The sequence below is a fragment of the Myxococcales bacterium genome (assembly GCA_016712525.1).
Lineage (GTDB): Bacteria > Myxococcota_A > Polyangia > Polyangiales > Polyangiaceae > JAAFHV01.
Window position 1 is genome coordinate 2,685,229 of sequence record JADJQX010000007.1, and the last position, 20,568, is coordinate 2,705,796.

A 20,568-nucleotide genomic window follows, 5' to 3' on the forward strand; every position below is an offset into this window, starting at 1 on the left:
GCTCATTCCGACACTTCCAAGGGCGTTCACTTCTTCGCGGCGGCCTCTTTGGCGGCCTTCATGCGGGCCTTGAGCTTCGCGGCGTAGCCGTCCTTGTTCTCTTGTTTCACGCGCGAGATCGCGAGCGCGTCGGCAGGCACCGATTTCGTCACGGTGGTGCCGGTGGCCACGTACGCCCCCTCCCCGATCGTCACGGGCGCCACGAGCTGCGAGTCGCTCCCGATGAACGCGCCCGCCCCGATGGTGGTCGTGTGCTTCTGGTAGCCGTCGTAGTTGCAGAAGATGGTGCCCGCGCCGATGTTCGCGCCGGCGCCGATCACGCCGTCGCCGAGGTACGCGAGGTGGTTCGCCTTCGCGCCCTTGTCCATGGTGGTCTTCTTGGTCTCGACGAAGTTGCCGACGTGGGCGTCCTCGCCGATCGTGCTCTCCGGGCGCAGGTGCGAAAACGGCCCGATTTGCGCCTTTTTTCCGATGGTCGACTGGGTCGCCACCGTGTACGGCTTGAGGTGCGCCCCCTCTTCGACGACGACGTCGGTGAGCACCGAGCCCACGTCGACGAACGCGCCCGGCCCCACCTGCGTCTTGCCGCGCAGCACCGCGTAGGCCTCGATGGTGGCGTCTTTGCCGATGGTCACGGTGGAGTCGATGCGCGCCCCCGCCCGCACGGTCACCCCGTCGAGGCGGTGCTTGCGGACGATGCGCGCCTGCATCTGCTCTTCGAGGGCCGCGAGCTGGGCGCGGTCGTTCGCGCCTTCCATGACGTCGGCGCGCGAGGGCACACCGAGCACACGGCGCCCGCGGTTCGCCGCGAAGGCGACGATGTCGGTGAGGTAGTACTCCTTCTGCGCGTTGTTCGGCGTGAGGCTCTCGAGCGCTTCTTGGAGGAAGGCGAGGCTCGACGCGTAGATGCCAGGGTTTATCTCGCGGACGGCGCGCTCCTCGTCGGTCTTCAGGTCTTTCTGCTCGCGGATCTCGACGATGTGCCCGAGCGCGTCGCGGAGCACGCGGCCGTAGCCCTGCGGGTTCTCGATGGAACAGGTGGCGAGCGCGAGCCCGGCGACCGGATCGTCGTCGAGCGCCGTCGCGACCGCGCGCACGTCGTCGCCCGAGAGGAGCGGGACGTCTCCGTAGTAGACGAGCACGCGCTCGGTGTCGGCCGGGATGGCCCCGATGCCCGCGCGCGCGGCGTCGCCCGTCCCCTTCTGCTCGGATTGGAGGGCCGTGCGCACGCGATCGCCGAACTCCTTCTTCAGCGCGGCCTCGACGAGCTCACGCCCGTGCCCCACGACCACGACCACGTCGTGACACCCCGCGTCGAACGCGGCTTGCACCGGATACGCGACGAGCGGGCGGCCGCACACCGGGTGGAGCACCTTGGGGAGGGCGCTCTTCATGCGGGTTCCCTGCCCGGCGGCGAGGATGAGGGCGGTGGTCTTGGCCGTGAGTGACGACATGGGCTCTCCGTGGATGAGGGGGCACGCGAGGGTACCTCAGCCCGTCGCCGCTTGGACATGCTCGGCTGATGCCGCACTGCATAAACGACATGACACGGCGCATGCACCCTCGCTCCGGCGCGCCGCATCGACCACACTGAAGCCCTGGCTTTTCGGCCGATGCGTGGCCCGAAGTACGGAGGAGTGGCATGCGGTTTCAGGTGAAAGCGGGCTCGGCGAAGACGTCGGAGGCGACGAGCTCTCCTCGCCAACTCGGGCTTCGGGCCGTGCGCGCCCTCGGGCTGGGCGCGATCGTGCTCGGCGCGAGCGTGACGGCGGCGTGCAACGAGTTCGACACGGAGCGCACACCCCCGCCGCGTGGCTCGCTCGGCACCGAGATGTACGGGATTCTGTGCGATCGTGTGGCCGCGCAGGCCCTCCGCGAGGATCTCACGGGCGCGAGCTTCCGCGACGTGTGTCACAAAAACGCGGGAAAATTCGCGAACGAGGTCGACCAGACCAAGCTCCCTGCGCTCGACCCGAACGGCAAGGACGTCGACGGCAAGCCCGTCCCCCTCGAGAAACAGAAGGCCGCGCGCGAGTACGCCGTCGCGCGGATCCAGGCCTTCGTGCGCCGCCGCGACGACCTCATCGAGGCGCTCGACGTCGCCTTCCCGAACTCCACGATCCCCGTCAAAGACCTAGCGAACCCCGATCCGACCAAGTCGTGTGGGGCTCCGGCGAAGAGTGGCGAAGGCAAGCTCCACGACGAGCTCGCGCGCATGCTCGGCCAAATGGGCGAGCTTTATTTGGACGGCACGCTCCCACAGTCGACGCAGTCGCTCGCGAAAGTCGTGAACGCCTTCCGTGACTCGGACGAGGCGCAGGCGGCGTGGGCGCGGCTCTCGGCTCGCAAAGGCTACCGCCCGAACGAGGTCGCGCTCGGCGCGATGCGCCCCATGGCCGCGTACCCGAGGCTCCGCGATCTCGCGAACACCTCGCTCAACGTGCTCTCGGCGGACTCGCAACCCTACGACGCGCCGCTCCCCGGCGTCGGTCGGGTGCCCGTGCCCGGCAAGGCCAACGCGCAGTTCAACCGGCTCCTCGAGGTCGCGCAGAAGGAGCTCCGTCACATGACCGCCGATCCGGTGTCGGCGCCGCTCGTCGGCGTCGCGGATCCGCAGACGGGGCGCGTCGTGCTCTCTCGCCCACGCGACTCGCTCGAGATCATGGAGACCGTGATGCTCACGAGCGATCCCCTGCTCGGCTCGGGCCCCCCGCGGTACATCGTGCGGCGCGACAGGTTCGGCAACGCGGCCCTCGCCGGCGCGGCCGGGGCGCCCTTCGTCGACGCCGACAAGGACGGCCTCCCGGACACCGACGAGCTCGGGCAGTTCAAGACCACGAACGGCGCGGTCGCGCCCTCGCCCTTCTATTTCCCGGGCGCGGAGATCTCGACGCCTCGCGATCCGTTCGGCCGAGCCGTCATCGGGGACAAGCTCCTCTACGCGTACGTCGACACGAGCCACACGCTCGCAGCCCAGATGCTCGTCGACACGAAGCCGCTCTTGAACCCGGACGTGTCGCAGAACCACGAGACGCTCATGGACGCCTTGGCAGGCGCGTACGTCGCGATCGGCAAGCGCGACGGGAGCCCGGCGAGCAAACGCGACTACCCCTCGGGCGCCGTGCAGTACGATCGCGTCCACGCCGACACGTCTCCGCTGCTCGACCTCGCGTACGCGCTGCTCGTGGCGGCGGGTGACAAGAACGCCGACGAGGTGCTCCAGCTCGTTCGTTCGCTCTTCATCGACAAGACGGGCGAGGTCGCGCGTGTGGCCGGCGCCATGCTCGCGGCCAAAGAGACCTCGAACGACCCGCAGTACGATTCGGCGAAAATCCCTGAAAATTCGGTCTTTTGGGACGAGCTGCTCGACGTCGCCGCCAAGATCGCGAAAGAGCCTGGCCTCCTCGAAGATCTCATGACGGCGATGGCCAACGAGAAGACCGCGCAGCTCGGCACGGCGATGGCGAGCTTCGCCAAGTACAAAGATCGCATCACGTACGACCGCAACAACCTGAACGGCGCGGCCTACAACGACACGGCCCGCGCCGTGACCGACATGAAGACGCCGGTCGACCGCGGGCAGAAGCTCACGGGCGACAACCGCAGCGCGATGTACAAGTTCCTCGCCGCCGTGTCCGACGCGCGCGGCGTCACGATGTGCAACAAAGAGGGCGCCAAGGCCCACGCCCGGGCCTTCGGCGTGGCGCTCGACTTGCCCCTCACGGGCACCTTCAAGGAGTGCGAGTCCTTGAAGGTCGACAACATGGCCGAGTTCTACGTCGGCTCGATCGCGGGCTTGCCGTGCCAAGACGGAAAGACCTGCCCCGGCAAGATCCATCTGCGCGACAGCCTCATGCGGAATGGCGTGCTCACGCTGGGCGCGGCCGACGTCAGCACCATCGAAGACTCGTCGGGCCTCGTCGGGTTCTGGACGCCGGGCTCCTCGAAGGAGCTGCGGCCGAAGCCCTCGTGGCTGAACCGCCTCGTCTTCTTCGATTTCACCGATACTAAGAACTCGCGGACGAACGCCTTCATCAAGGATCTCAACGGCGTGCACATCGGCAGCGCCACCTGCCCCGAGCGCGTGATCTCCGACCCGTGCCGCGGGAACTCGAGCTGCGGAAACGCGATCGACGCGGCCGTGGCGCCCGACGGCATGGTGCGCGGTCTCCGCAACTGCCAAGAGGGCCAGTGGTTCGATCAGCGGAACCGGGACGCGCTCTTCACGCTCGAGCAGTTCGGGTTCTACGACGCGATGCAGCCCACCGTGGCCGCGTTCGTGGGCCACGGCCGCACCGATCTCTTCGTCGAGATGTCGGCCGTGATCGCCAAGCACTACCCGAACGCCGACGCGACGGCCGACGAGTGCAAGCTCACGCCCACGTCGAACTGCGTGCGGAGCAACCTGGTCTCGTACGAGCCGCTGCTCGGCAACGTGTTCACGGGTGACGTCTTCCCGGCCCTCGTGGCGCTCTCGAAGGAGCTCACCACGATGGTCGTGAAGAAGTGCACGGCGGTGAACCCGCAGACGAAACAGTGCACGAAGAGCGAGAACGCGACCGGCACCCAGGTGCTCGCCGAGGCCACACGCTCGATGCTCTCGCCCGAGCTCGCCAAGGCCCAGGGCCTCAAGGACAGGCGCGGAAACGCCGAGGGTCTGCGCAACGACGGCACGAAAAACCCACAAGTTACGCCAGCTTACCTCATCGCAAACGCCCTCTCGGCCATCGACAAGACGTTCGTCACGTTCGCCGAGCAGCACCCCGACGACAAGGATCGCCTCGTCCGTTGGCGTCGCGCCAGGTCGCAGCTCGCCGACCAATTCGTCGGCGTGACGGGCAAGGGCACGGCGTCGAAGTTCACGAACCCGACCATGGTGAAGATGACCCCGGTCATCTCCGACCTCCTCCGGTCGCAGCTCCACGCGCGGTGCCCGAGCTCGTTCTCGCCGCCCTACGAGCCCTGCAAGTGGATCCGCGAGGAGCTCCCGAAGAAGATGGCCGACGCGGTGAACGGGCCCACGTTCGCGACGGGGCTCGACCTCGCCGACGCCGTTCGGAAGGACGAGGCCGGCCGCGTCGAGCTCGAGAAGCTCGTGCTCTACCTGCTCGACGAGGCCTCCAAAAACGACGCCCTCCAGGCCATGCTCGCCTCGGCGACCGACGCCATGCAGGTCATGAAGGACGAGCGCAACATCGTGCCGTTCATGCACGTCATGAGCGAGGCCATGGCGCCCTCCAAGAAAGACGCGACCGGCAAGGTCGTCGAGAAGGGCCTCGTCGACGCCCAGGCGGCCCTCTTGGCCAAGATGGCCGGGCGCGCGTTCGACGGCTCCGGGAACGAGATTTGCGCCCGCGAGATCGATCCGAACCAGGTCATCACGCAGGTGCTCGGCAACATGGTGACGCCGATCCCGAACGGCCCCCAAAAGGGCAAGACCCCGCTCGAGGTGGTGCTCGACACCGTCGCCGAGGTGAACCGCGTCGACCCGGCGCGGCCCATGGAGGAGCGCCTCTCGAACTCCGACTACCGCAACGTGTCGGACAACGTGTCGGACTTCTTGCTCAACAAGGAGCGCGGCCTCGAGCAGTTCTACGAAGTCGTTCGGAACGGCCTGAAATGACGTTTTTCGCTCCCTTAAGCGCGTCCGAGCGTCGATAGTAGAGGCCTCTCATGAAGCGTCTTTCCAACCTCGGGCGCCGGGCGCTCGCGGCTTCGCTCCTCGCGAGCCTCGCCGGAGCCAGCCTGCCCCGCGAGGCCTCGGCCGCGGGCCTCTACTTCTCGGATCGTGGCGTGCGCGCCGTCGGGCGCGGCGGGGCCTTCGTCGCGGGCGCCGACGATCTCGGCGCCGTCTGGTACAACCCCGCCGGCCTCGCCGACGCGGGCTCGAGCATCCTCGTCGACGGCACGTGGCTGAACTTCTCTTCGGAGTTCAAGCGGCAGACGCAGGTCGTCGACGCGAGCGGCACGGTGCGGAGGTACGACTACCCGACCGTCAAAGGGTCGACTCCGTTCCTCCCGATCCCGACGATCGCGGGCTCGTACGCCTTCGGCGACAAGAAGCAGTACACGCTCGCCGGCGCCATCCTCGCGCCCTACGTGCCCATCGCCACCTACCCGGCGACGGTCGACGGTCAGCCCGCGCCCTCGCGGTACTCGCTGCTCTCCATGGACGGCTCGGCCCTCGTGCAGCTCGGCGGGTACTTCGCGTGGAAGCCGGTCGAGCAGTTTCGCGTCGGCGTGGGCATCGACATGCTCGTAGGCAAGTTCGCGTCGACCGTCGTGTTCAACGCGAACCCCGCCGACCGCGTGATCGGCGCGCCGGAGGACCCCGCCTACGACGCCGCAGCCCAGATGAGCGTGGGCCCGATCTTCGCCCCGAGCGGCGGCATCGGCGCGGTGTGGGAGCCCGAGGAGCACTTTCGCATCGGCGTGGCCGGGCACCTCCCCTTCTGGATCTCGTCGCCCGCGACTTTGAAGGTGCGCTTGCCGACGGCCGCGCCCTTCGATCGTGCGCGGCAAGAGGGCGACTCGGCGAACGTGAGCTTCCGGCTCCCGGGCACGATCCGCGCGGGCGTCGAGTTTCGTCAGAAGATGGCGAACGAGAAGCTCCTTCGGGTGGAGGTCGCGTACATCCGCGAGTTCTGGTCCCTCCACGACTCGATCGACGTCACGCCGGACGCGATGAAGCTCGTCGACGTGACGGGCTTCCCCTCGCCGTTCGGGGTCGCGCCGATCTCGCTGCCGCGCAATTTCCAGGACTCGAACTCCCTCCGCGTGGGCGGGGAGCTCACGTTCAAGGGCCTCTTCGACTACAAAATGGCGCTCCGCGGCGGCGGCTCGTACGAGTCGTCGGCGGTGCCGCGCGAGTGGGTGAGCCCGCTCACCGTCGACACGAACAAGGTCCAGATCGGCGGCGGCATCGGCCTCTTCGTCGGCAAAAATTGGCGCTTCGACAGCGCGTTTTCGTACATCTTCGCGCCCGAGATCGCGGTCGATCCCGCCGAGGCCAAGGTGCCGCGCGTGAACCCCGTGAAGGGCAACCCCGTCGCGACCGAGTCGATCAACGGCGGCACGTACACGGTGCGCGCCCTCACGCTGGGCGTCGGGCTGAACTACAAATTCGAGTGAGCCGAGCGTCAGAACGACACGGGGCGTCAGCCATATTTCGCTGTCCTTTCGGTCACATCGGCCAAGTTTGACGCGGTACGTTATCCGAGCTAAGCTGGGTTTCTTCGTTGGGAGGAGCCATGCTCGAACTCGCGCTCGCGGCCACCCTCGTCGTCCCCTTCCTCGTGCTGGTCGTGCTCGCCGTCCGCCTCGCGTGGGGGCTCTCGGCGCCGCCGCCCGAGATCGGCGAGGAGCACGCGCCCCTCCGGCTGGACCAAGAGAACGACGAGGAGCGCACGAGCGGCCCGAGGCTCCGCGCCGCACCGAAGCTCCCCCTCCCGCGCCCCGAGGACGACGACGACGAGAGCCTCGAGGCCTTCGTCAACCGGGTGCTCACGGCCCGCGCGCCGCTCGAGCGGGTCCATCGCCCCGAGCGCGTCGTGTTCCTCCACGGGTTCGCGGGCTTCTCGGAGCTCGGGGTCGGCCGCGTTCGCTCGGCGTACTTCAGGGGCGTGGCCGCGAGGCTGCGCGCGCTCGGGATCGAGGCCGTGTTCGTGAAGGTGTCGCCGTTCGCGGGGATCGCCACCCGCGCGCGCGAGGTGCGGGACGCCGTGCGCGCGCTGGGCCCTGGACGTGTGCACCTGGTCGCGCACAGCATGGGCGGGCTCGACGCGCGCTTCGCCCTGACGCACCTCGGGCTCGCGGCCTACGCCGAGTCCCTCGTGACGGTGGCGACCCCCCACGGGGGCACGCCGATCGCCGACCTCGGAGCGAAGCTCCTCGCGCCACGTGCGTTCGTCGAGCGCAATTTCGCCTCGATCCTCGATCTGACGACCGCGGCCATGGACGCCTTCGAGCGTGACACCCCGGACGCCGAGGGCGTGCGGTACGCGTCCGTCGTGGCCTCCCCGTCGGGCGGAGCGCTCGGGGTAGGCCCGTGGCTCTTGCCGACGTACGCGTTCTTGAAGCGCATCGCCGGTGACAACGACGGCGTGGTCCCCGTGTCGTCCCAAGCGCGCGGCGAGGTGCTCGGCCACATCGACGCCGACCACTGGGGCTCGGTCGGCTGGGGCCGGTTCGATGCGCCCTCGTTCTACGAAGGGCTCATTTTGCACCTCATGGGCAGAGCTCGGCTCTCGTCGACGGGACTCCTTCATCGCCTACCCGAAGCCTCGACGGCCTGGTAGGGTCCGCGCCGAAGAGGCCCGATTTTGCAGCGACGAACGCTCACGATGTCCGCGATCCCCGAGGTGCTCTCCCGGCTCGCACGCGATCCGGGGGTCGAAGCTCGCACACGGGACACCGTGGCCTCGATCCTCGCCGAGGTTCGAGCGGGTGGCCCCGAGGGAGGCCTCGAGCGCGCCCTCGCGATCGGCGCGCGCCTCGACGGGGTCACGCTCGACGCGGCGTCCGCCCGGGTCCCGCCGAGCGCGATGCGAGCCGCGGCCGATACGCTCGCGCATACGTCGTCGGAGCTCGTCTCCGCCCTCGGCCAGATGATCGAGCACGTGCGCACCTTCGCGCTGGCGCAGCGCGCGGCCCTCTCCGACGTTCGAGTGCCGCTTCCTGGCGGGGGCGAGGTCGGCGAGCGGTGGCTGCCGCTCCGGCGCGTGGGCGTGTACGTCCCCGGAGGGCGAGCGTTCTACCCGTCGACGCTCGTGATGACCGTGATCCCCGCGATGTGCGCGGGTGTGCGCAGGATCGTCGCGGTCACGCCGCCACGCGCTTCGGGGCTCGATCCCGTGCTGCTCGCCACCGCGCACCTCGTCGGCCTCGACGAGCTCTACATGGTCGGTGGCGCGCAGGGCATAGCGTTCCTCGCGCACGGCGAGCCCGAGGTCGATCTCGTGGCTGGCCCTGGCAACCGCTTCGTGGCCGAGGCCAAACGCCAGCTCGTGGGCACCGCGGGCATCGACTCGCTCGCCGGCCCGACCGAGATCCTCGTGCTCGCCGACGGCTCGGCGGATCCGGCGCGCGTAGCCGAAGATCTGCTCGCGCAGGCCGAGCACGATCCCGACGCGGCGGCCGTGCTCGCGTCCACGAGCGACACGCTGCTCGACGCGGTGGCGCAAGAGCTCGCCGCGCGCGTCGCCACGTCGCCGCGGAAGGAGATCGTGGAGGCGAGCCTTTCGTCGTACGGGTTCCTGCTCCACGGGGACAAAGAGGCCCTCGTGGCGTTCGCCCAAGCCTTCGCGCCCGAGCACCTCGAGCTCGTCGTCCACGATCCGGACGACTGGAGAGACGCGCTCACGACCGCGTCGGCGCTCTTCGTCGGCAGCGCGAGCGCCGAGGCCTTCGGCGACTACGGCGCCGGCCCGAACCACGTGCTCCCGACGAACCGCACGGCGCGGTACTCGAGCCCGCTCGGCGTCGCCACCTACATGAAGAGGCAGAGCGTGCTCGCGCTCTCGAACGCCGACGCCCGCGCCATGGGCCCTTGGGTCGGGGCGCTCGCCGACGCGGAGAATCTCGTGCATCATGCACGGAGTGCGAGGCTCCGTGGCTGATCCGCGAGCCTTCCTGCGCCCCGATCTCCGCGGAGAGCGGGCCACGTACACGCGCCCCCACGAGCCGCCCGGCCTCGCGCGCCTCCACATGAACGAGGCCGCCCGGGACTTCCCTCCCGCGGCGCGCGCGGCGTTCCTCGAGCGCCTCGCACACGCTCCCCTGTCGACCTACCCCGAGACGGAAGGCGATGTGACGAGGCGCCTCGAAGAGCGCATGGGCGCACCCGAGGGCGCCGTGCTGCTCGGGCCGTCGAGCGGCGCGCTGCTCGATCTCGTGGCGCTCGCGGGGCTCTCGGTCGGGGATCGCGTGGCCATCCCGGACCCGGGATTTTCCCTCTATCCGGCCCTCGTTCGGCGCCACGGCGGGGTGTGCGAGAAGGTCGACGTGGGCTTCGGGCTCCCACTCGAAGGCTTCGCGCGAGCCGCCGCGGCGGGGGTGCGCCAGGTGTGGCTCACCCTGCCGAACAACCCCACGGGGGCGTCGTGCGAGCTCTCGCGCGTGGTCTCGCTCCTCGACGAAATCGCGCGCCTCCCGGAGCCTCCGCTCGTCGTGCTCGACGAGGCGTACGCCGAGTTCTCTTCACGCACGGCGAGGCTCTTGCCCGAGCGCTACGAGAACGTCGTGCTCCTCCGCACGTTTTCGAAGGCCCTCGCGTCGGCCGGCCTCAGGCTCGGGGCGCTCGTGGGCCCGAAGGACCTCGTCGCCGAGCTCGCGCGTCTGAAGCTGCCCTATTCGCTCTCCACCCCGCAGCTCATCGCGCTCGACGTCGCCCTCGATCACGCCGCGGCCTTCGACGTCGCGGTGCGGGAGACGGTCGAACGCCGCACGCGCTTCGTCGACGCCCTCGAGCGCGCCGGCGTGCCCGTGTCTCCGACCACGGCCAATTTCGTGCATACTGCACGTGACGTAGCCGACACCCTCGCCGCCCACGGACTGCTCGCGCGCAGGCTCGGGGGAGCGCTCGGGACGCGCATCTCGATCGGCACCGAGGCCGAGTGCGAGGCCGCCGTACGGGCCCTCGGAGGCAGACTCGCCGAGCCTGCGCCCATCACCACGGCTCCCCTCCTCGTGCTCGACATCGACGGCGTGATGATCGACGCCGAAGCGAGCTTCCGTGAGGCCGTGCGGCTCGCCCTCTCCGAGATGCGCCCGGGGCTCGCGTGGGACGACCGGTATTTCCGCGCCATGAAGCGGCTCGGCGGAATGAACAACGATTTTCGCCTCTGCGCCGGTGTGGCCGCGCTCGGCGACCGTGGCAGGCTCGGCGAGCTCCTCGAGGGCCGCGTGACGTGGGACGAGGGGCTCGAGGCCGCGCTCTCGGAGCTCTTCGCCGAGTCGGCCGCGCGGGTCGCGCGCCACTACGAGCACACCCGCGCGTGCGAGGTGCCGCTCGTGACGCACGCCGAGCTCGAGGCGCTCGGTGTCCCCTTCGCCATCCTCACGGGTCGGGATCCACGCGAGCTCCGGGACGCCATGGGGACCCTCGGCTTTACGTGCGAAGCCGTGTGCGCCCACGCTCCGCACGTCGAGAAACCGAGGCCCGGAGGGCTCCTCCAGCTCGCCGACGCGTTCCGCGCGACCCACGTCGTGTTCGTGGGCGACACCCGCGACGATCGCGCAGCCCTCGTGGCCGCGGCGAAGCTCCGCCCCGAGACCCACTTTCGTTTCGCCGCCGTCGGCCCCGATCGAGACTCGTTCGCTCGCCACGAGGACGGGGATCGCGTCGCGGAGACCCTCCGCGCGCTCCTCGCCCAAGGCCCGCTCTTCACCGAAGCCCCACGGAGCCCCGCATGAGAACCGCCACCGTTTCGCGCACCACGAAGGAGACTCGCATCGAGCTCGGGCTCCACCTGGACGGAAGAGAGCACGGCGAAAAGTCGAGCATTTCTACGGGCTTGCCCTTCTTCGATCACATGCTCGACCAGCTCTCGCGGCACGGCGGCCTCGGGCTCGACGTGTCGGCCTCGGGCGATCTGCCGGTCGACAGCCACCACCTCGTCGAGGACGTGGGGCTCGCGCTCGGCGACGCGCTCGCGATGGCGCTCGGCGAGCGTGCCGGGATCGCGCGCTGGGGCGAGGCGCACGTGCCCATGGACGAGACCTTGGCGCGCGTGGTCATCGATCTCTCGGGGCGGCCCTACTGCGTGTTCTCGGCCGACCTCCCGAGCGTCATCATGGGCAACGGCTTCCAGACCGAGATGGTCCGCGAGTTCTTCCACGCGCTCTCCGTGCGAGGAAAAATGAACCTCCACGCGCACGTGCTCTACGGCGAGAACACGCACCACAAAATCGAGGCGCTCTTCAAGGCGCTCGCGCGCGCGCTCCGCATGGCCACGCGCGTGTCGGGCTCGGCGGTCCCGAGCACCAAAGGGACCCTCACCGGATGAGCGTCGTGGTGCTCGACTACGGCGCGGGCAACCTCGCGTCGCTCGCGGGGGCTCTCCGACGCGAGGGGCTCACGCACGTCGTCGCCGAGGACGCGACCGCGGCCCGAAGCGCGCGAGGCCCCGTCGTCCTCCCGGGGGTCGGGCACTTTCGTGCGGCGAAAGAAGCGCTCGTCGCGCGTGGGCTCTGGGCCTTCCTCGAAGACACGCTCCGCGCCGGTCGGCCCCTCGTCGGCATCTGCCTCGGCCTCCAGCTCCTCGCCGAGGGGAGCGAAGAGGCTCCGGGCGAGGCCGGCCTGGGAGCCCTCGCCGGCGTGGCCGCGCGCCTGCCCGCGAGCGTCAAGGTGCCGCACATGGGCTGGAGCGAGGTCACACGGGCCAACGCTCCGACCTACGTGCCCGCGGCGCCCCGCTACCTCTACTTCGTCCACTCGTACGCGCTCCCGCGAGGCCCCGAGACCGCGCTCGTCTCGACCCACGGGGGAGACTTCGCGGCGGCGGCGGCCCGAGGGAACGTGTTCGGTGTGCAGGCTCATCCCGAGCGCTCGGGGCGGGCAGGCCAGCGTTTTCTCGGCGACCTTCTCCGCAACCTCGGGAGCATGACGTGAAGCTCGTACCTTCGATGGACCTCCGGCGCGGCAAGGTCGTGCGCCTCAAGAAGGGGGTCGACGGCTCCGAAGAGACGTACGACCTCGACGCCGACGCGTGGGTCGAGCGCCTCGTCGCCGCCGGCGCGACCCTCGTGCACCTCGTCGATCTCGACGGGGCCTTCGGCGAGGCGCGCCAACCGAGCCTGCTCGCGTACCCGCGGCGCTACCCGCACGTGCGCTTCCAGCTCGGCGGAGGGCTGCGCGACGAGCGGGCTGTCAAGGATGCGATATCTCACGGTTTTTCGGCGGTCGTTGGCACCCTCGCCGTCACCTCTCCCGCGGCGCTTCGGGGCATCGCGCCGAGCGACGTGGTGCTCGCGCTCGATGTCCGCGCGGAAGAAGGCGGCGCGTTCGCCCTCGTCGTGCGCGGGTGGACGGAGACCACGAAGCGCCCCTCCGCCGAGGTGTGCGCGGAGCTCCGCGGCATGGGGCTCGACGCTGCGCTCGTGACGGACGTCGACCGCGACGGGCTCATGACGGGGCCCGGCCTCGACGCCGTCACCTGGGTCGGCTCGTTCGGGTTCAAGGTGCAAGCCTCGGGCGGGATCCGGAGCCTCGACGACGTGGCCACGGTCGCTCGTGTACCCGCGGCCTACGCGGCCATCTCGGGCAAGGCCGTGCTCGACGGGGCCATCGACCTCGACGACCCGCGCACGCGCCGCGCGCTCCGAGGTGAGGCGTGGTAGCCGCGCGTGTCGTCGCCTGCCTCGACGTGAAGGACGGTCGCGTCGTGAAGGGCGTGAAGTTCGTCGACCTGCGTGATCAGGGCGACCCCGTGGCGCTCGCACGCCGCTACGACGAGGAGGGCATCGACGAGCTCGTGTTCCTCGACATTTCGGCCACCAACGAGGGGCGAAAGGCGCGCGCGGCGTGGGTCTCCGCCGTGGCCGACGAGCTGTCGATCCCGTTCACCGTCGGAGGCGGAGTCTCCTCCCCCGACGACGTCCGCACCCTCCTGCGTGCCGGCGCCGACAAGGTGGCCATCAACAGCGCGGCGGTGAAACGACCGGCCTTGCTGCGCGAGTGCGCCGACCTCTTCGGGGCCCAATGCGTGGTGCTCGCGCTCGACGCGAAGCTCGACGGAGACGGCGTGCACCGGGTGTACGTCGACGCCGGAAAGACGGCAACGACGCTCGTGGCCGAGGCCTGGGCCGCCGAGGCTTGCGCGCTCGGGGCCGGCGAGATCCTCGTCACGTCGATGGACCGCGATGGCACGAAGGAAGGGTTCGACGTGAGCCTGCTCGAGAAGCTCCGCGACCTACCCGTGCCGGTCGTCGCTTCGGGTGGGGCCGGCACCATGGCCCACTTCGACGACGCGCTCCGCGCCGGGGCGAGCGCGGTGCTCGCGGCGTCCCTCTTCCACGAGAAGGCCATCGAGGTCGCCGCGCTGAAGCGCTTCTTGGCCGACCGCGGCCACTCCATGAGGCTCCTATGAAAGCTCCGGAAACCACTCCAAAATTCGGCGAAGACGGCCTCGTCCCGTGCATCGTCCAGTCGACCTCGGGCGAGGTGCGCATGCTCGCGTACATGAACGCCGAGGCCTACGAGCGCACGCTCTCGACCGGGCGGGTCACCTTCTTCAGCCGAAGCCGGGGGCGCTCTGGGTGAAGGGCGAGACGAGCGGGCACACGCTCACGGCCGAGGACGTCCGGCTCGATTGCGACGGCGACGCGGTCCTCGTGCGAGCGACGTGCGTAGGGCCCACCTGCCATCGTGAGACCCCGAGCTGCTTCTCGGTCGAGGGGGAGCCCGAAGGGTCGCTCGTTCCCGCGCGGGGCCTCGCGTTCTTGGGAGAGCTCGAGGGCACGCTCCGCGAACGTCACGCGGCGCGGAGGGCCGACGGGAGCTACACGGAGCGGCTCTTTTTCCAGGGGATCGACCGCATCGCCAAGAAGGTCGTCGAGGAGGCCGGCGAGGTCGTCATCGCGGCCAAAAACGTGGCGCAGAGCCCGGGCGAGGCCGAGCGCGCCGAGCTCTTCGGGGAGGCGGCCGATCTGCTCGTCCACCTCGACATGCTCCTCGTCGCGAGCGGCGCGAGCCTCGAGGACGCCGTGCGCGTGCTCCGCGAGCGCCACGCCCAGAAGACGCGAGAGCGTGGCTGAGTCATGCCCACACACAGGCCGCTCTTTCCCGACCTCCTCTTCGAGCCCGCGAGGCGCCTCCGTGTGTGGGAGGCCCGGCTCATGGCCCTCTTCGCCGACGCCGGGTACGCGGAGCTCCGCCCTTCGCTCGTCTCGCGCAAGCTGACGACCGGCACGCACGCGACGCTCGGCCGCGAGAAGCTCGTGCTCGATGGCGAGGGAGGCGTCTCGGCGCTCCGGAGCGATTTCACCTTGGCGCTCGCCGATCTCCTCGTGGTCCGCTACGCCGATCCGCCGCGGCGCGTCTCGTACGCCGGCCCCGTGTTCCGCGAGCCCGAGGGGGCGTGGGAGCCCACCGAGCGCTTCGAGGTCGGCTGCGAGCACACGCAACCCCACGACGACGGCGAGGACGCAGACCGTGCATTATGCACGCTCTTGGCCCGCGTGCCCGAGGCGCTCGGGCTCTCGGGTGGCACCATGAAGCTCGGTCACGCCGACCTGGTTCGGCGCCCGCTCGCCGACGAAGGGGTCTCGGGCGCGAGGCGCGACGCCTACGTGCGCGCCCTGTCCGTACGCGCGCTCCATGCGGTCCCCGCGGCGATCGAAGGCCTCGGAGACGGTCCCGAGGCGAGGCTCCTCGCGCACGCGCGTGCGCTCCTCGACGACGCGCCGGAGGCGAGCCCGTATGCGTCGCTCGTGCGCGACGACCTCGAGGCGATCGAGCGCGCCGCCTCGGTGTTTCGCGAGGCCCTCCCCGCCACGGTGCCCGTCCGCCGCGACTACGCCGACGTCACGGGCATCGACTTCTATACGGGGCCCACGTTCGCGCTCTGGGCGCCGTTCGCGACGGCCGAGCTCGCGGCCGGCGGCCGGTACGACGCGCTCTACCCGCAGCTCGGAAAGCCCTGGCGCGCCGCCGGGTTCTGCGTGCGGCTCTCTCGTGTCCTCGACCTCCACGAAGCTCACCCCGAGCTCTTCACGCGAGGTGACGCATGACCTCCGTTCCCCTCCACGGCGAACGTCGTTTCGTCTTCGCGCTCCCGAAGGGCAGGCTCGGCGAGACGCTCGACAAACGCCTCGCGGGCACCGGGCTCGGGCCGATCCCGTCGAAGGAGAACCCGCGCGCGCTCACGTTTCCTACCGGCGATCCTCGCGTGCTCGCCGTGTGGCTGAAGGGGCGCGATCTCATCCGCTACGTGTCGCGCGGCGCGGCGACCTTCGGGGTCGTCGGGTCCGACGCCCTTGGAGAGTGCGACGACGACGTCCTCGAGCTCGCGGACTTGGGCTTCGGGCGCTGCACGCTCTGCCTCGCGGGGCCGAAGGGGATGAGGCTCGACGAGCTCCTCGCGACGCCCCACCTCCGCCTCGCCACCAAGTTCTCAAGGGCGTGCGCCGCGTGGCTCGACCGCATGGGCATCACAGCGGAGCTCGTCCCGATCGAGTCGAGCGTCGAGATCGCGCCTCGGCTCGGGCTCGCGCACGCCATCGTCGACCTCGTGCAATCGGGGGACACGCTGCGTGACAACGATCTCGAGGTGCTCGCGACCATCGGGGACGTGAGCGCGCGGCTCGTCATGAACCGAGGCGCCTACCTGACCGACCGCGAGGCCCTCCGCGCCATCGCGGCGCGCATCGTCGAGGCGTGTCGCACGTCGTCGCAAACGGCGCACCCAAAGCCGTGAAACCACGCCCTTTTTTCGCGCGTTTTTGACGCTCTGCGGCGCGACACGGAGAAACATTCCCGAAACCTTCGGCCCTCTATGCACAAGCGGCGGCGAGGGCGTGCGCGGGCGTGAGCGCGCTCGCACGGGCCGAGCCGGCCGTGTAGCCTCCGAGGCCACGCTCCCCGACGCCGAGGTCCGCCGATGAAGAAGATCGAAGCCATCATCAAGCCCTTCAAGCTCGACGAAGTGAAAGACGCCCTCTCCGAGGTCGGCGTGCAGGGCATGACCGTGACCGAGGTGAAGGGCTTCGGGCGCACCGGTGGCAAGAAAGAGGTCTACCGCGGCTCGGCGTACGTCGTCGATTTCGTCCCCAAGGTGAAGGTCGAGATCGTCGTCCCCGAAGAGCTCGTGACCGACGTGCTCGACGCTATCGAGAAGAGCGCCAAGACCGGGCGCATCGGCGACGGGAAGATCTTCGTCACCAACGTCGAAGAGGCCGTGCGCATCCGCACCGGAGAGCGCGGCAAAGACGCCATCTAGTGTCACTGCCGCCAAGGCGGCCCCACCCAAGTTCGTTTCGACCGTCACACGCCGAGGAGAAGAGAGAGAATGAAACCGAAGGACGTAATCGAGCTCGCGAAGGCCAACGACGTCAAATTCATCGACGTCAAGTTCGTCGACTTCCCGGGCCAGTGGCAGCACACGACGCTCCCGGCCTACCGCCTCGACGAGGCCATGTTCGAGGACGGGATCGCCTTCGACGGCTCGTCGATCCGCGGCTGGCAGCCCATCAACGCCTCGGACATGGTCATGATCCCCGACGCGTCGACGGCGAAGATCGATCCGTTCTACGAGAACAAGACGCTCTCGCTCGTCGCGAGCGTGTTCGATCCGATCACGAAGCAGCCCTACTCGCGCGACCCGCGCCACATCGCCAAGAAGGCCGAGGCGTACCTCGTCCAGACGGGCATCGCCGACACCTCGTACATGGGCCCCGAGGCGGAGTTCTTCCTCTTCGACGACGTGCGCTTCGACCACTCGAAGCCGAACGAGGGCTACTACTTCCTCGACAGCAAAGAGGGCGCGTGGAACTCGGGCACGAAAGAGGGCCCGAACCTCGGCTACAAGACCCGCTACAAGGAAGGGTACTTCCCCGTCCCGCCGACCGACACCCTCGCCGGCATCCGCCAGGAGATGATGCTCATGCTCCAGGCGACGGGCATCACCGTCGAGGTGGGGCACCACGAGGTGGCGACGGGCGGTCAGTGCGAGATCGGCTTCAAGTTCGACAAGCTCCTCCCCTGCGCCGATAACCTCCTCTGGTTCAAGTACGTCATCAAGAACATCGCCCGCAAGAACGGCAAGGCCTGCACGTTCATGCCGAAGCCTCTCTTCGGAGACAACGGCTCGGGCATGCACGTCCACCAGTCCCTCTGGAAGGACGGAAAGCCCCTCTTCGGCGGCGACGGCTACGCGGGCCTCTCGCAGATGGCGCTCTGGTACATCGGCGGCATCATCAAGCACGCCGGCACGCTCGCTGCGTTCACGAACCCGACGACGAACAGCTACCGCCGGCTCGTCCCGGGCTTCGAGGCGCCCGTGAACCTCGCGTACTCGAGCCGCAACCGCTCGGCGTCCGTGCGTATCCCCATCACGGGCCCGTCGCCGAAGACCCGCCGCATCGAGGTGCGTTTCCCCGACCCGACGGCGAACCCCTACCTCGCCTTCGCCGCCATGATGATGGCCGGCCTCGACGGCATCCAGAACAAGATCGATCCGGGTGATCCGCTCGACAAGGACATCTACGCCCTCTCCCCCGAGGAGCTGAAGACCGTCCCGCAGATGCCGGGCAGCCTCGAGGAGGCCTTGAACAACCTCGAGCGCGATCACGAGTTCCTCCTCCGCGGCGACGTCTTCACGAAGGACGCCATCGAGGAGTGGCTCGATCTCAAGCGCACGAAGGAGCTGAACCCGATCCGCATGCGCCCGACGCCGCACGAGTTCTACCTCTACTTCGACACCTGAAGCCCGCGCGCCGAGCGCGTCTCCGGAGGCCCTCTCGTCACGAACGAGGGGGCCTCTTTTTCGTGCCCGGAGCCCACCTTTCACGGCGCTTACATGGCGCCGTACCCGTTCCGGAAACGGCGAAAACCAGAGTAAGATTGCGCCTCTACCGTCCTGCCTGCCACCCCCGCGAGGAGAGCCCCATGAAAGTCCGCGCCGCCGTTGCCTACGAAGTGAAGAAGCCGCTCGTCGTCGAAGAGGTCGATCTCGAGGGCCCCAAGCACGGTGAGGTGCTCGTCGAGCTCAAGGCCACGGGGATCTGCCACACGGACGAGTTCACCTTGTCGGGCGCCGATCCCGAGGGGCAGTTCCCGGTCATCTTCGGGCACGAGGGCGCGGGCGTCGTCGTCGAGGTCGGCCCGGGCGTCACGAGCCTCGCCGTGGGCGATCACGTGATCCCGCTCTACACACCCGAGTGCCGCGGCTGCAAATCGTGCCTCTCGCGGAAGACGAACCTTTGCACGGCGATCCGCGCCACGCAGGGCAAGGGCGTGATGCCCGACGGGACGAGCCGCTTCTCGGTGAAGGGCAAGCCCATCTTCCACTACATGGGCTGCTCCACGTTCTCGAACTACACCGTGCTGCCCGAGATCGCGCTCGCGAAGATCCGGAAGGACGCGCCCTTCGAGAAGGTCTGTTACATCGGCTGCGGCGTCACCACGGGCATCGGCGCCGTCATCCATACGGCCAAGGTCGAGCCCGGCGCGAACGCGGTCGTCTTCGGGCTCGGCGGCATCGGGCTCAACGTCATCCAGGGCCTTCGCCTCGTCGGGGCGGACAAGATCATCGGCGTCGACATCAACCCCGCGCGTGAGGCGCTCGGCCGCAAATTCGGCATGACCCACTTCGTGAACCCGAAGGAGGTGAAGGGCGATGTGGTCGCGCACCTCGTCGAGCTCACGGGTGGCGGCGCCGACTACTCGTTCGAGTGCGTGGGCAACGTCGATCTCATGCGCCAGGCGCTCGAGTGCTGCCACCGCGGCTGGGGCGAGTCGATCATCATCGGCGTGGCCGGGGCGGGCCAAGAGATCAAGACCCGGCCGTTCCAGCTCGTCACCGGTCGCGTGTGGAAGGGCTCGGCCTTCGGCGGCGCACGTGGCCGCACCGACGTTCCCAAGATCGTCGACTGGTACATGGAGGGCAAGATCGACATCGACTCCCTCGTTACGCACACTCTCCCACTCGACCGCATCAACGAGGGCTTCGACCTCATGAAGCGCGGCGAGTCCATTCGCACGGTGGTGACCTACTGATGTCGGCGGTGAAGACGCTCGGCGAGCACCGCGCGTTCGGGGGCACCCAGGGCTACTACGAGCACGTCTCCGAGGCGTGCTCGGGGCCCATGAAATTCGCGGTCTTCGTGCCCGAGCGCAAAGGTTCGGCGAGCGTGCCGGTGCTCTACTACCTCGCCGGCCTCACCTGCACCGAGGAGACGTTCACCACGAAAGGCGGAGCGCAGCGCGTGGCCTCGGAGCTCGGGATCGCGCTCGTGATGCCCGACACGAGCCCGCGCGCAGTGCGCTACCCCGGGGACGACGCGTCGTGGGACTTCGGCCTCGGCGCGGGCTTCTACGTGGACGCGACCGAGAGCCCGTGGTCGTCCGGGTACCGCATGTTCTCGTACGTCACCGAGGAGCTCCCGGCGCTCGTCGAGTCCCACTTCGGGCTCGATGGCGCACGCCGCGGCATTTTCGGGCACTCGATGGGCGGACACGGCGCGCTCGTGTGCGCGCTGCGCCGCCCCGACCTTTACCGGACGGTGTCGGCGTTCGCGCCGATCGGCTCGCCGAGCCGCGTCCCGTGGGGAGAGAAGGCCTTCTCGTCGTACCTCGGTCAGGACCGCGCCGCGTGGCAGGCGTACGACGCGACGGCGCTGGTCGAAGCGGGGAAGCGCCAGTCGCACATCCTCGTCGACCAGGGGCTCGCCGACAAATTCCTCGAGCGGGAGCTCCGCCCGGAGATCTTCGAGGCGGCGTGCAAGGCCCACGGGCAAGAGCTCACCGTGCGAAGGCACGCGGGGTACGACCACGGGTACTTCTTCGTGTCGACCTTCGCGGAGGACCACGTCCGGCACCACGCCCGCGGCCTCTTGGCCTGAGCCTCGCGG

General features: G+C 69.3%; 16 protein-coding genes and 1 pseudogene. 16 read left to right on the forward strand and 1 reads right to left on the reverse strand.

Features of this window, described 5'->3' with window-relative positions:
• Positions 1-26: 26 nt before the first annotated feature.
• Entirely contained in the window at positions 27-1,454 is a 1,428-nt protein-coding gene (glmU, locus tag IPK71_28405) for a bifunctional UDP-N-acetylglucosamine diphosphorylase/glucosamine-1-phosphate N-acetyltransferase GlmU (GenBank protein ID MBK8217667.1), read from the reverse strand.
• A 188-nt stretch (positions 1,455-1,642) separates the two neighbouring features.
• Between glmU and IPK71_28410 the strand changes: the two genes are divergently transcribed.
• The 16 genes and pseudogenes from IPK71_28410 to fghA all read left to right on the forward strand — a co-directional run bounded on the left by IPK71_28410 (position 1,643) and on the right by fghA (position 20,559).
• Positions 1,643-5,623 carry a hypothetical protein gene (locus IPK71_28410; GenBank protein MBK8217668.1) on the forward strand — a complete coding sequence of 1,327 codons (3,981 nt, stop codon included), beginning with the start codon at positions 1,643-1,645 and terminating at the stop codon, positions 5,621-5,623.
• 50 nt (positions 5,624-5,673) lie between these two features.
• Entirely contained in the window at positions 5,674-7,131 is a 1,458-nt protein-coding gene (locus IPK71_28415; GenBank protein MBK8217669.1) for an outer membrane protein transport protein, read from the forward strand.
• A gap of 119 nt (positions 7,132-7,250) precedes the next feature.
• The gene (locus IPK71_28420) at positions 7,251-8,297 is read left to right on the forward strand and encodes an alpha/beta fold hydrolase (protein ID MBK8217670.1); all 1,047 of its coding nucleotides are present in this window, start codon (positions 7,251-7,253) and stop codon (positions 8,295-8,297) included.
• A gap of 45 nt (positions 8,298-8,342) precedes the next feature.
• On the forward strand, positions 8,343-9,617 hold the full coding sequence (gene hisD / locus IPK71_28425) for a histidinol dehydrogenase (protein MBK8217671.1): 1,275 nt from the start codon (positions 8,343-8,345) through the stop codon (positions 9,615-9,617).
• Positions 9,610-11,412, forward strand: coding sequence for an aminotransferase class I/II-fold pyridoxal phosphate-dependent enzyme (locus IPK71_28430; protein ID MBK8217672.1), 1,803 nt, complete (start codon positions 9,610-9,612; stop codon positions 11,410-11,412). The genes hisD and IPK71_28430 overlap by 8 nt, the downstream gene beginning before the upstream one ends.
• Positions 11,409-12,005, forward strand: a complete 597-nt coding sequence (hisB, locus tag IPK71_28435; GenBank protein MBK8217673.1) for an imidazoleglycerol-phosphate dehydratase HisB — start codon at positions 11,409-11,411, stop codon at positions 12,003-12,005. Before IPK71_28430 ends, hisB begins: the two co-directional genes overlap by 4 nt.
• Complete coding sequence (hisH, locus tag IPK71_28440) at positions 12,002-12,610, forward strand: imidazole glycerol phosphate synthase subunit HisH (GenBank protein MBK8217674.1); 609 nt, start codon at positions 12,002-12,004, stop codon at positions 12,608-12,610. The genes hisB and hisH overlap by 4 nt, the downstream gene beginning before the upstream one ends.
• Positions 12,607-13,338 carry a hypothetical protein gene (locus IPK71_28445; protein MBK8217675.1) on the forward strand — a complete coding sequence of 244 codons (732 nt, stop codon included), beginning with the start codon at positions 12,607-12,609 and terminating at the stop codon, positions 13,336-13,338. Before hisH ends, IPK71_28445 begins: the two co-directional genes overlap by 4 nt.
• Positions 13,332-14,087 carry an imidazole glycerol phosphate synthase subunit HisF gene (hisF, locus tag IPK71_28450; protein ID MBK8217676.1) on the forward strand — a complete coding sequence of 252 codons (756 nt, stop codon included), beginning with the start codon at positions 13,332-13,334 and terminating at the stop codon, positions 14,085-14,087. Before IPK71_28445 ends, hisF begins: the two co-directional genes overlap by 7 nt.
• A pseudogene (locus tag IPK71_28455) lies at positions 14,084-14,754 on the forward strand (bifunctional phosphoribosyl-AMP cyclohydrolase/phosphoribosyl-ATP diphosphatase HisIE). The gene hisF and the pseudogene IPK71_28455 overlap by 4 nt, the downstream one beginning before the upstream one ends.
• A gap of 3 nt (positions 14,755-14,757) precedes the next feature.
• Positions 14,758-15,729 (forward strand): ATP phosphoribosyltransferase regulatory subunit, encoded by a 972-nt coding sequence (locus tag IPK71_28460; GenBank protein ID MBK8217677.1) that lies wholly within the window; start codon positions 14,758-14,760, stop codon positions 15,727-15,729.
• Positions 15,726-16,415 carry an ATP phosphoribosyltransferase gene (locus tag IPK71_28465; protein MBK8217678.1) on the forward strand — a complete coding sequence of 230 codons (690 nt, stop codon included), beginning with the start codon at positions 15,726-15,728 and terminating at the stop codon, positions 16,413-16,415. The genes IPK71_28460 and IPK71_28465 overlap by 4 nt, the downstream gene beginning before the upstream one ends.
• Before the next feature lie 183 nt (positions 16,416-16,598).
• The gene (locus tag IPK71_28470) at positions 16,599-16,937 is read left to right on the forward strand and encodes a P-II family nitrogen regulator (GenBank protein MBK8217679.1); all 339 of its coding nucleotides are present in this window, start codon (positions 16,599-16,601) and stop codon (positions 16,935-16,937) included.
• Positions 16,938-17,006: 69 nt separating this feature from the next.
• Positions 17,007-18,422, forward strand: a complete 1,416-nt coding sequence (gene glnA, locus IPK71_28475; protein ID MBK8217680.1) for a type I glutamate--ammonia ligase — start codon at positions 17,007-17,009, stop codon at positions 18,420-18,422.
• Positions 18,423-18,604: 182 nt separating this feature from the next.
• A complete protein-coding gene (locus tag IPK71_28480; GenBank protein MBK8217681.1) occupies positions 18,605-19,714 on the forward strand; it encodes an S-(hydroxymethyl)glutathione dehydrogenase/class III alcohol dehydrogenase in 1,110 nt (369 codons plus the stop codon).
• Between the two features lie 8 nt (positions 19,715-19,722).
• Positions 19,723-20,559, forward strand: a complete 837-nt coding sequence (fghA, locus tag IPK71_28485; protein MBK8217682.1) for an S-formylglutathione hydrolase — start codon at positions 19,723-19,725, stop codon at positions 20,557-20,559.
• Positions 20,560-20,568 lie beyond the last annotated feature (9 nt).